Origin of the sequence: Kitasatospora sp. NPDC004799 (assembly GCF_040609095.1) — a bacterium.
Classification (GTDB): domain Bacteria; phylum Actinomycetota; class Actinomycetes; order Streptomycetales; family Streptomycetaceae; genus Kitasatospora.
Genome location: NZ_JBEXJK010000292.1, coordinates 1 through 10,369, shown reverse-complemented (window position 1 = coordinate 10,369; position 10,369 = coordinate 1). Strand labels below are relative to the sequence as shown.

Below are 10,369 nucleotides of genomic sequence, written 5' to 3'. Positions count from 1 at the left end.
GGGCCTCCCGCGGGCCACCCCCCGCAAAAAAAACATATATTGTTTGTTTTTTTTCCCCCCCCCCACCCCCCCCCGGGGGGGGCGGGGGGCCGGGGCGCGCCCCCCGCGCCCGGGCCACGTGCCGGGGGCTCAGGAAGCCGGGTCGGCCCGGGTGCCGCCCAGCAGGACGCGCGCCGCCTCCCAGGCCTGCTCCGCGACCGTGCGCAGCGTCGCGACCGTCGCGCCGTCGCGGGCCCGGTGCGACATGCCCTGGACGATCGCCCCGGTGAACTCGGCGACCGCGCGCGCGTCCACACCGGCCGGCAGGACGCCCGCCTCGACGTCGGCCCCGATCCGGTCCGCCAGGCGGTCGATGTTGGCGTTGCGCATCTCGCGCAGGCGCTCGGCGACCGGCTGGCCGGCCTCGGAGACCCGGGTGGCGGAGCCGATGATCAGGCAGCCGCCGGGGCAGTCGGCGTGGGCGTAGACCTCGGCCGCCTCGTACAGCAGGCGGCGGATCAGGTCGTGGGCGTGCTCCTCCTCCTCGAAGGCGCGCTGCATGAAGCCGCCCCAGCCGTTGTTGTAGTGCTCGACGACGGCGAGGAACAGGCCCTCCTTGCTGCCGAAGGCGGCGTAGAGGCTGGGGGCGCCGATCCCCATCTCCTTGGTGAGGGTGGACACCGAGGCGCCGTCGTAGCCGTGCCGCCAGAAGACGAACATCGCTTTTTCCAGGATGTCCTCGAGATCGAACTTACGGCCCTGGCCGCGTACACCTGCCATCGATGGCTCCCATGTCGTCGGTGGCGCACCCCGCCGGAGGCACGTCTGAGGACGGCTTAACACCAGTGAAACACGCAATTCATGTAGCGAGCGCTACACGAATGTTAGTATCGCCCAGCCGGTGATCGGAACCGACACGCCCAAAAGGTGTGACGTTCCGTCATATACCAAGGCTGATCGGCGACTTGAACGTCGACCGTGATGCACCAATCCCCGACCACCGAGGACTGCGCACATGCCTGTCACCGCCTCCTTCACCGACGGTCTGACCCGTCGGCACTCCACCGCCCCGTCCTGGACGGTGGAGGCCGTCAAACAGGTCCGGTACCACGTCGTCGAGGCCTCCGGCTTATTCGAGCCCGACAGCACCCTGCTGCTCGACGGGTGCGACGACGCCCCGCTGCGCGCCGACGACCGGCGCCTCGTCGTGATCGACTCCACCGTGCAGGAACTCCACGGGGAGCGCATCGCGCGCTACTTCGACCACCACGGCATCGCCGTCACCCTCCTCCCCCTGCGCGCCGACGAGACCGTCAAGCGCTGGGACGCCGTCACCGCCGTGGTCGACGCGATGAACGACTTCGGCATCGACCGCAGGCGCGAGCCCGTGATCGCGATCGGCGGCGGCGTCCTCCTCGACGTCGTCGGACTCGCCGCCAGCCTGTACCGGCGCGGCACCCCCTACGTCCGGATACCCACCACGCTGGTGGGCCTGGTCGACGCCGGGGTCGGCGTGAAGACCGGGGTCAACTACGGCCACGGCAAGAACCGGCTCGGCACCTACGCGCCGCCGGTGGCCACCTTCGTGGACCGCTCCTTCCTGGACACCCTCGACGCCCGCCACCTCTCCAACGGGCTGGCCGAGATCCTCAAGATGGCACTGATCAAGTCGTCGGAGCTCTTCGACCTCCTCGAGGACTTCGGGCCGCTGCTGATCGAGGACCGCTTCCAGGGCAGCACCCCCGTCCTGGAGACCGCGGCCCGCCGGGTCGTCGCCGAGGCCATCCACCTGATGCTGGAGGAGCTCCAGCCCAACCTGTGGGAACAGTGCCTGGAGCGGTGCGTCGACTACGGCCACACCTTCAGCCCCACCATCGAGATGGAGGCGCTGCCGGAGCTGCTGCACGGTGAGGCGGTCGGCATCGACATGGCGCTCACCACCGTGATGGGCCGGCTGCGCGGCGACGTCACCGAGCAGCAGGCCGAGCGAGTCCTGGCCCTGATGGGCCGGCTGGGGCTGCCGCTGTGGACCGACGTCCTGAGCCGCCCCGGCATCCTGGACGGCGCCCTCGCCGACACGGTGCGCCACCGCGACGGGCAGCAGCGGCTGCCGCTCCCGGTCGGCATCGGGCACCACCGCTTCGTCAACGACGTCACCCCCGAGGAGCTGGCCGTCGCGCTCGAGGAGCTCGACGCCGCACGCCGGACCGGGCGCACCGCCGGACTGGTCGGGGCCGGTGAGGCCGCGTGAAGTGGGACAACCTCTACATCGAGGGTTTCGGCTCCTACCTGCCCGAGGAGCGTGAGTTCGCCGCCGAGATGGTGGCCGCCGGCCGGTACGACGAGATCGAGCACCAGAAGACCGGCCAGGTGTCGGTCGTCGTGGCCCGCCCCGAACGCGGCGAGACCTCCCCCGAGATGGCGGTGACCGCCGGCCGAGCCGCGCTCGCGGACGCCGGCGCCGACCCCGCCGACATCGACCTCCTGGTCCACGCGGTGGTGCTGCACAACGGCCTGGAGGCCTGGAACTGCGGCGCCTACCTGCAGGCCGAGCTCGGCATCGAGGACTGCCTGCCGATCGAGATACGCACCGCCTGCGCGGGCGCCGTCGTCGGCATGGAGCTCGTCGGCCGCTGGTGCGCCGGCTCCGGCAAGGGCATGGTCACCGCCTCCGACGCCTGGCAGCTGCCGCTCTTCGACCGCTGGGCCTCCGACAGCGGCGTGGTCTACGGCGACGGCGCGGGCGCCCTGGTGCTCGGCTTCGACGGCGGCCCGTTCCGGGTGCTGTCCACCTCCGTGGTCACCGACCCGCTGCTGGAGCGGATGCACCGGGGCGACGCCCCGATGACGATGCCGCAGTACGCCGCCGGCGCCCCGCTCAACCTGCCCGAGCGCACCGCCGTGTTCATCGAGGAGCGCGGCACCGACGAGTTCTGGACCAGGAACGCCGCCGCCCTGTCCCGCTGCGCCGAGACCGCGCTGGCCGACGCCGGCGTGAACCACTCCGACATCGCCCACTGGCTGGTGCCGAACTTCGGCCGGGTCCTGCTGCGCAAGCAGTGCTTCGTCCCGCTGAAGATCGACGCCACCCAGACCCTCGCCCACCGCGGCTGGGAGATCGGGCACACCGGCGCCGCCGACCCGGTCATCGGCCTCGACCTGCTGCGCCGCTCCGGCACCCTCACCCCGGGCGACCGGGTGCTGCTCACCGGGATCGGCGTCGGGTTCACCTGGGGCTGCGCGGTCGTGGAGTACACCGGCGCGCCCACCCGCGCCGCCGAGAAGGACCAGACGAACGGAGGTGTCCGTTGAGCGACACCATCAGGACCGAGACCCAGCCCGCCACACCGGCGGCGCCCTCGCTGTCGGCGAACGCCAACGCCGCGGTGCTCTGGATGCTGCTCGCCGTCTTCGGCGTCGGCACCGTCGAGTACCTCGTGGCCGGCGTCCTGCCGGACATCGCGAGCGACGTCAAGGTGTCCGACGCCACCGCCGGCCTGCTGGTGACCGTCTACGCGGTCACCGTGATGATCGGCGGCCCGCTGCTCACCATCGTCACCACCCGGGTACCGCGCACCCCGCTGATCATCGGCTCCATGGCGGTCTTCGTCGTGGGCACCCTCGGCACCGCGCTGGCGAACAGCTTCCCGCTGCTGGTCGTCTTCCGGATCGTCACCGCGCTGCCGCACGCCACCTTCTTCGCCCTCTGCCTGGTCCTCGCCACCTCGCTGGTGCCGCCGGAGTTCCAGGGCCGGGTGATCGCCCGGGTCTCGCTCGGCCTGAACCTGGCCACCGTGCTCGGCGTCCCGCTCGGCACCCTGATCGGCGGCCAGTTCGGCTGGCGCACCTCCTTCGTGGTGGTCGCGGTCTTCCAGACCCTGGCGACCGTCGGGCTGGTGGCCGTCACCCGGCGCGCCCCCGCCCGCCCGGCCGGGTCGATCTCCGCCGAACTCACCGTCTTCACCCGCCCCTCGGTGTGGGCCGCGCTCACCCTGACCGCCCTCGCCCAGGCCGCGCTGTTCGTGGTCTTCACCTACATCGCGCCCTTCCTGCGGGACTACACCGGCTTCTCGGCCGACACCGTCACCGTGCTGCTGTTCGTCTTCGGCATCGGCTCGGTGGTCGGCAACCAGCTGGGCGGGCACTTCGCCGACCGCTCCATCGACCGCACCCTGCTGATCGCGCTCGGCGCGCTCGCCGTCTCGCTCGGCCTGCTCGCGGCCTTCGGCTCCAGCACCTGGTTCACCGCGCCCTGGCTGTTCGTCCTCGGCGCCGCGGGCTTCTCGATCATCCCGCCGCTGGCCTCCAAGCTGATCACCTCCGCGAGCGAGGCGCCCAACCTCGCGGCCACCGTCAACATCGCGGGCTTCCAGCTGGCCAACGCGGCCGGCGCCTGGATCGGCTCCCTCACCCTCTCCGCCGGCGGCTCGCTGGTCTCGCTGCCCACCGTCGGCGCGGCCCTCGCCCTGGCGGCCGTCCTCGCCCTCGTCGTGGGCACCCGCCGCTCCCGGGCCGTCGGCGGGGGGAACTGATGCGCGCCGCCGTCATCGACAAGCCGCACACCGCGACCCTGGTGGAGACCGTCCGCCCGGAGGCCGGCCCCGGCGAGGTCCTGGTCCGGATCGCCTACGTCGGGCTGTGCGGCAGCGACCTGGAGATCCTGCACGGCACCTCCGCCTACCTGGCCGACGGCCGGGCCGCCTTCCCGCACAGCTTCGGCCACGAGTGGGTCGGCACCGTCGAGGAGTACGGCGCGGGCGTCACCGGGCTGCGCCGCGGCGAGGTGGTCACCGGCTCCACCATGATCCCCTGCCAGGCCTGCCGCTCCTGCGCCTCCGGCCACCGCAACCTCTGCACCGAGCTGCGCGAGGTCGGCCTGTACGGCTGGTCCGGCGCCGCCGCCGAGTACCTGGTGATGCCCCGCCACGCCCTGGTCCCGTTCGGACCGGACACCGAGCGCCCGCGCCCGGAGCACGTCCTGGTCGAACCGCTGGTCACGATCCTGGAGGCGGTCGACGCGGCCGACCCCCGGCCCGGCGACCAGGTCCTGGTCGTCGGCGCGGGCACCATGGGCAGCCTCGCCGCCGCCGTCCTCGCCCGCTACCCGGTGACCGTCGACATCGCCGAACCCGGCACCGTCGACCACCTGCCGGCCGGCAGCCACCGCGACCGGTACACCCGCACCGGCGAGGCCCCCTCCGGCTACGACATCGTCGTGGAGTGCTCCGGCGCCCCCGGCACCCTCAACGCCGCACTGGACCGGCTGCGCCCCGGGGGCCTGTGCCTCCTGGTCGGCGTCCCCGCCCAGACCGAGACCGTCGAACCCGGCCGGATCGCCCTCGAGGGCATCCGCATCGTCGGCGTCCGGCACGGCGTCGACCACTACGCCCGCGCCGTCGCGCTGGTCGACGAGCTCGGCGCCGGCCTGATCGACCGGGTGGTGCCGCTCGACGAGGTCGCCCACGCCTTCGAGGTGCTCCAACTCGGCCGGACCAGGCCCAAGGTGGTGCTGAGCGTTGCCTGACCTCCACACCACCCTGATCACCGGCGCCAGCAGCGGCATCGGCCGGGCCACCGCCCGGGCGCTCGCCCGCCCCGGCCACCGGCTGCTCCTCGGCTACGCCAGCGGCGAGGACCGGGTCCTGCGGGTCGCCGAGGAACTGCGCAGCGGCACCGGCGCCGAGGTCGTCCCGGTCCGGGCCGACCTGCGCGACCCGCAGGCCGCCGTCGACAGCTGCCTGGCCGCCGTCGAGCGGGCCGGGCGGATCGACGCCCTGGTCAACAACGCCGGCATCAACGACCGCAGCGCGGCCGACGCCCTGGACCTGAAGCGGGCGGACGAGGTGTTCGCGGTCAACACCCTCGCCCCCATGGCGCTCGCCTCCGCGGTGGGCCACCACATGATCGGCACCGGCGTCCGGGGCAGCATCGTCAACGTCACCTCCGTCCACGAGACGGTGCCGATCACCGGCGGCGCCCTCTACTGCGCCAGCAAGGCCGCCCTGGGCATGGTCACCAAGGTGCTCGCCCTGGAGTTCGGCCCGTACGGCATCAGGGTCAACTCCGTCGCCCCGGGGGAGACCGCCACCGCCATGAACGGCGTCCACGACGAGTCCAGCTACCGGGAGATCTCCCGCCCCGACATCCCGCTGGGCCGCCCGGCCGGGGCCGAGGAGATCGCCTCGCTGATCGCGTACCTCGTCGGGCCCGGCTCCGGCTACGTCACCGGCGCCTCGCTCCTCGCCGACGGCGGGCTCGCCCTGACCGCGGCGGAGGCCAACGCGCGCCACGCCTTCACCACCGTTCCCCCGAGGGAGAACCCACCCGCATGAAAGCCGTCACCTTCCACCACACCGGCGACCCGGACGTCCTGGCCCTCGGCGAGGTGCCCGACCTGCCCGTCGGACCGCAGGACATCCGCGTCCTCGTCACCGCCGCCGCCGTGAACCCGGTCGACCTCAAGACCCGCTCCGGCTTCCTGACCATGAACCTGACCTACCCGGCCGTCCCCGGCTGGGACGTCTCCGGCGTCGTCGCCGAGACCGGCGCCGAGGTCACCCGGTTCACCGTCGGCGAACAGGTCGTCGGCATGGTCGCCCAGCCGGCCCACCGCTACGGCACCTACGCCGAGCAGGTCGTCGCCGACGCCCGGCTGTTCGCCCGCGCCCCGCTCGGCGTGGCGCTGGAGGAGTCCGCCGCGCTCCCGCTGGCCGGGCTCACCGCCGTCCAGACCCTGGCCAAGCTCACGCTGCCGGCGGGCGCTCCGGTGCTGGTCACCGGGGCCGCCGGCGCGGTCGGCCGGATCGCCGTCCAGCTGCTGCTCGCCGCCGGGCACCCGGTCGACGCCCTGGCCCGGAGCGGCGACGCCGACGGCCTGCGGGCGCTCGGCGTCGGCGCCGTCCACACCCGGCCGGAGGACCTGCCCGCCGCCACCCACCAGGGCGTCGTCGACACCGCGGGCGTGGCCGCCGCGATCCGCGCGGTCGCCGACGGCGGCCAGTTCGTCGCCATCGACGACAACCCCCAGCCGGCGCCCGAGCGGGGCATCACCCCCCGCAAGAGCTACGTCGACGAGAACGGCGACCAGCTCCAGACCCTGAGCGACCTGATCACCGCCGGCCGCCTCACGGTGCCGACCGGCCGCCGCTACCCGCTCGCCGACGCCGCCCGGGCCCACCAGGACTTCGGCGCCGGCGGCCTGCGGGGCAAGGTCCTGCTCCTGCCGTGACCCACCCGCACCCGCACCCCGCCCCACTCCCCGAAGGAACCACCGCTTGACTTCCTCCCCCTCGTGACCGAGGGGGATTCCAACCCTCGCGGGTTGGGCTTTCTGCTTCACAGCCGACAGCCGACCTGGGGTTACCAGCGGAGGGACGGTGTGCCGCCCATCGGTCTTACATAAGCTCCACAGACCTGACGTCCCGCCAGCCCAGCGGTAGACCCGGCAGCTTGGCTATCGCCGACCGGGCACCACGAAGCTTACCACCCGTTCACATGCCCTGACTGTCAGTAGTGGCGCCGGTGGTCCGCCTTGACGGCGAAACACCGACTCCTGACCTGCTCCGCAGGGCGTCCGATCCTCCCCCGCAAGCGGGGGCACCCCCACCCCCGGCTGAACCCGGGGGTTCCTCGGAGGTATCAGATGACCACCACCCCGGGCACCGCCCCGGACACCCGCTCACCGGCCCACCGCATCACGGTGGCGGTGCCCGACGTCGCGCAGGCCACCGCCTTCCTCGCGGACCTGACCGGGCCCTCCACCGCGAGCCGGGACGGCGGGGCCGCCACCCTCGCGTTCTCCGCCGGCGTCGAGGTGCGGCTCGTCCCCACGGCGCCCGGCGGCGCTCCCGAGGCACCGCCCCGCCTGGTCGACATCGGCACCAACCACCTCTGCCTGCGGGTCGGCGACATCGAGGCGGCCGCCACCCACCTGGAGAAGCTCCCCGGCGTCGACGTCCTCGGCGACATCATCACCATCCCCGAGGGCCCGATCCGCGGGAACCGCTGGATCTACTTCCGCTCCCCGTGGGGCACCCTGTTCGAGCTGCAGCAGTGGCCCGAGGTCCCCGGGTACGCCGACACGACGGCCGAGCGGCTCCACCACGACCAGCGGCCGGCCGACGACGCCGCCCTGCCGACCCTGCTCGGCCTGGACCACTCCGGGTACAGCGTCCGAAGCCTCGACGCCACCATCGACCACCTGGTCGCCCACCACCGGGCCCGGGTCGTGCTGCGCACCGAGATCGCCGCCGGCCGGGACTTCATGCGCCGCCAGTTCGACCTCGACGTCGAGGGCACCTCGGCGATGGCCATGGTCGTCGTCGACGACGCCGTCAACCTCGAACTCTTCGAACACGGGATCCCCGGCCAGCTGCCGCCGCGCCCGCTGGACCGGATCGGCGGCAACCTGCTCGAACTCCACGCCGCGCCGCAGCCCGCCGCCACGGCCCACCACGCCCCCTTCGGGCTCACCCTCCCCCGGCCGGTGACCGGGTGAAATTCGGCATCAACCTGCCCAACTTCGGGCGCCAGATGACGCCCGAGGGCATGCTCACCTGGACCCGCGAGGCCGAGCGGCTGGGCTTCGACACCGTCCTGGTCTCCGACCACCTCGCGCTCACCGACGACGCCCACCGGCGCTCGCCCGCCCCGTTCTACGAGAGCCTCGCCACCCTCTCCTGGCTGGCCGGGCAGACCGAGCGCGTCCGGCTCGGCGCGGGCGTGCTGATCGCCTCGCACCGCCACCCCGTCGCGCTCGCCCGGGCCACCGCCACCATCGACCAGCTCAGCGGCGGCCGCCTGGTCGTGGGCGTCGGCGTCGGCTGGGCCCCGCGCGCCTTCAACGTCCTGGGCGTGGACTTCCACCGGCGCGGCGCGCTCACCGACCGGACCCTGGACGTCCTGGTCGAGGCCTGGACCTCCGACACCGTCGACTACGGCGGCCACCGGGTGCACACCGCGCCCCGGCCCGTCCAGACCCCGCACCCGCCGCTGTGGATCGGCGGCAACGGGCCGCGGGCGCTGGAGCGGGTCAACCGCGTCGGCACCGCCTGGCACCCGCTCCACCCCAGCCGGCAGCTCTGCGTCCAGGCCGGCCGGGCCCTCGCGGAGGGCAAGCAGTTCGCGCCGAGGATCTTCTTCCTCCCCACCACCGCCCCCGTCGACCCGGACTCCCGGCCGCTCGGCTACGGCACGCCCGACCAGATCCGCGCCGACATCGCCCTGCTCCGCGACAGCGGTGCCGACCACGTGATCCTCGACACCGACCCCGGCGACCAGCGCCTGCGCCGGGGCTGGGAGCAGGACCTCGACCTGATCCGGCTCGCCGCCGACGTCCTGGAGATCCGATGACCGCCCCCGGCGCCGTGACGGCCCGCGCCCTGCTCTTCGACATGGACGGCACCCTGGTCGACTCCGCCGACTCCATCGACCGGGTCTGGCGGGAGTTCGCCGACCGGAACCGCCTCCCCCACGACACCGTGCTCGCCGCGCTGCCCGGCCGCACCGCGCAGGACATCGTCGCCGAGTGCCTGCCCACGGCCGACGGCCCCACCCTGGCCGCCGAGGTCGCCTGGATCCGGGACCGCGAGGAGGCCGGCGCCGACGCCGTCGCCGAGATCCCGGGCGCCCGCCGGCTGCTCACCTCCCTGCCCGCGCACGCCTGGGCCCTGGTCACCTCGGCCTCCCGCACCATGGCCGAACGCCGCCTCACCGCCGCCGGGCTGCCGCTGCCGGAGGTGGCCGTCTGCGCCGGCGACGTCCGGGCCGGCAAGCCCGACCCGGAGGGCTTCCTGGCCGCCGCCCGCCTGCTCGGCGTGGACATCGCCGACTGCCTCCTCTTCGAGGACTCCGCGCCCGGCCTGCTCGCCGCCCGGCGCTCCGGCGGCACCGCCGTCGCCGTCGCCGCCCCGGCCGACGAGCCGGCCCCGTACCGCGTCGACGACCTGACCGCCGTCACGGCGCACGTCCGGCGGGACGGCATCCGGGTGGAGATCCGGCCGTCCCGGGCGCAGGCCGAACCGGCGGCGGGGGTACGGCCGTGAGCCCCTCGGCCGTGAACCGCTCGGCGGTGGCCGGGGAGCGCGACGGGCGGGTGCGCACCGAGGTCGCCGTCGACCTCGGCGGCACCTGGCTGCGGATCCGGACCGGCGCCGGGGAGACGCTGCGGCTGCCCGCGCCCAGCGTCCTCAACCGGCCCGGCGAGGACCCGGCCGCACTCCTCGACCTGCTGGTCGAGACCCTGGCCGAGGCGGTGCCGCCGGACGCCCGGGTGGCGATGTCCTGCGGGGCCGCGGTGGACACCGGCGACGACCGGGCCCTGGCCTATGCCGTCCACCGCCAGGGCTGCGTCGCGCTGGTCGGCGACGACCCCGACCGGGCCGCCGAGCTG

Annotated in this window: 10 protein-coding genes and 1 pseudogene; 10 read left to right on the top strand and 1 reads right to left on the bottom strand. The window is 74.0% G+C overall.

The window, feature by feature from the left end:
• Nucleotides 1–129 precede the first annotated feature (129 nt).
• Complete coding sequence (locus ABZW03_RS29160) at nucleotides 130–759, bottom strand: TetR/AcrR family transcriptional regulator (RefSeq protein ID WP_355264591.1); 630 nt, start codon at nucleotides 757–759, stop codon at nucleotides 130–132.
• Nucleotides 760–994: 235 nt separating this feature from the next.
• Between ABZW03_RS29160 and ABZW03_RS29155 the strand changes: the two genes are divergently transcribed.
• The 10 genes and pseudogenes from ABZW03_RS29155 to ABZW03_RS29110 all read left to right on the top strand — a co-directional run.
• Nucleotides 995–2,230 carry a sedoheptulose 7-phosphate cyclase gene (locus tag ABZW03_RS29155; RefSeq protein ID WP_355264588.1) on the top strand — a complete coding sequence of 412 codons (1,236 nt, stop codon included), beginning with the start codon at nucleotides 995–997 and terminating at the stop codon, nucleotides 2,228–2,230.
• Nucleotides 2,227–3,291 carry a ketoacyl-ACP synthase III family protein gene (locus ABZW03_RS29150; RefSeq protein ID WP_355264585.1) on the top strand — a complete coding sequence of 355 codons (1,065 nt, stop codon included), beginning with the start codon at nucleotides 2,227–2,229 and terminating at the stop codon, nucleotides 3,289–3,291. Before ABZW03_RS29155 ends, ABZW03_RS29150 begins: the two co-directional genes overlap by 4 nt.
• Nucleotides 3,288–4,511, top strand: coding sequence for an MFS transporter (locus ABZW03_RS29145; protein WP_355264582.1), 1,224 nt, complete (start codon nucleotides 3,288–3,290; stop codon nucleotides 4,509–4,511). The genes ABZW03_RS29150 and ABZW03_RS29145 overlap by 4 nt, the downstream gene beginning before the upstream one ends.
• Complete coding sequence (locus tag ABZW03_RS29140) at nucleotides 4,511–5,503, top strand: alcohol dehydrogenase catalytic domain-containing protein (protein WP_355264579.1); 993 nt, start codon at nucleotides 4,511–4,513, stop codon at nucleotides 5,501–5,503. The genes ABZW03_RS29145 and ABZW03_RS29140 overlap by 1 nt, the downstream gene beginning before the upstream one ends.
• Nucleotides 5,496–6,311 carry an SDR family oxidoreductase gene (locus tag ABZW03_RS29135; protein ID WP_355264576.1) on the top strand — a complete coding sequence of 272 codons (816 nt, stop codon included), beginning with the start codon at nucleotides 5,496–5,498 and terminating at the stop codon, nucleotides 6,309–6,311. The genes ABZW03_RS29140 and ABZW03_RS29135 overlap by 8 nt, the downstream gene beginning before the upstream one ends.
• The gene (locus tag ABZW03_RS29130) at nucleotides 6,308–7,207 is read left to right on the top strand and encodes an NADP-dependent oxidoreductase (RefSeq protein ID WP_355264573.1); all 900 of its coding nucleotides are present in this window, start codon (nucleotides 6,308–6,310) and stop codon (nucleotides 7,205–7,207) included. The genes ABZW03_RS29135 and ABZW03_RS29130 overlap by 4 nt, the downstream gene beginning before the upstream one ends.
• 414 nt (nucleotides 7,208–7,621) lie before the next feature.
• Nucleotides 7,622–8,476 (top strand): VOC family protein, encoded by an 855-nt coding sequence (locus ABZW03_RS29125; protein ID WP_355264571.1) that lies wholly within the window; start codon nucleotides 7,622–7,624, stop codon nucleotides 8,474–8,476.
• Entirely contained in the window at nucleotides 8,473–9,330 is an 858-nt protein-coding gene (locus ABZW03_RS29120; protein ID WP_355264568.1) for a TIGR03619 family F420-dependent LLM class oxidoreductase, read from the top strand. Before ABZW03_RS29125 ends, ABZW03_RS29120 begins: the two co-directional genes overlap by 4 nt.
• Nucleotides 9,327–10,022, top strand: coding sequence for an HAD-IA family hydrolase (locus ABZW03_RS29115; protein WP_355264565.1), 696 nt, complete (start codon nucleotides 9,327–9,329; stop codon nucleotides 10,020–10,022). Before ABZW03_RS29120 ends, ABZW03_RS29115 begins: the two co-directional genes overlap by 4 nt.
• Nucleotides 10,019–10,369, top strand: a pseudogene (locus ABZW03_RS29110) (hypothetical protein); the annotation flags it as partial. The gene ABZW03_RS29115 and the pseudogene ABZW03_RS29110, both read left to right, overlap by 4 nt.

What these genes read in the sequence shown, in the direction of transcription:
- ABZW03_RS29160 (WP_355264591.1), bottom strand. Translation starts at nt 759, where the DNA reads ATGGCAGGTGTACGCGGCCAGGGCCGTAAGTTCGATCTCGAGGACATC.
- ABZW03_RS29155 (WP_355264588.1), top strand. Translation starts at nt 995, where the DNA reads ATGCCTGTCACCGCCTCCTTCACCGACGGTCTGACCCGTCGGCACTCC.
- ABZW03_RS29140 (WP_355264579.1), top strand. Translation starts at nt 4,511, where the DNA reads ATGCGCGCCGCCGTCATCGACAAGCCGCACACCGCGACCCTGGTGGAG.
- ABZW03_RS29130 (WP_355264573.1), top strand. Translation starts at nt 6,308, where the DNA reads ATGAAAGCCGTCACCTTCCACCACACCGGCGACCCGGACGTCCTGGCC.
- ABZW03_RS29125 (WP_355264571.1), top strand. Translation starts at nt 7,622, where the DNA reads ATGACCACCACCCCGGGCACCGCCCCGGACACCCGCTCACCGGCCCAC.
- ABZW03_RS29115 (WP_355264565.1), top strand. Translation starts at nt 9,327, where the DNA reads ATGACCGCCCCCGGCGCCGTGACGGCCCGCGCCCTGCTCTTCGACATG.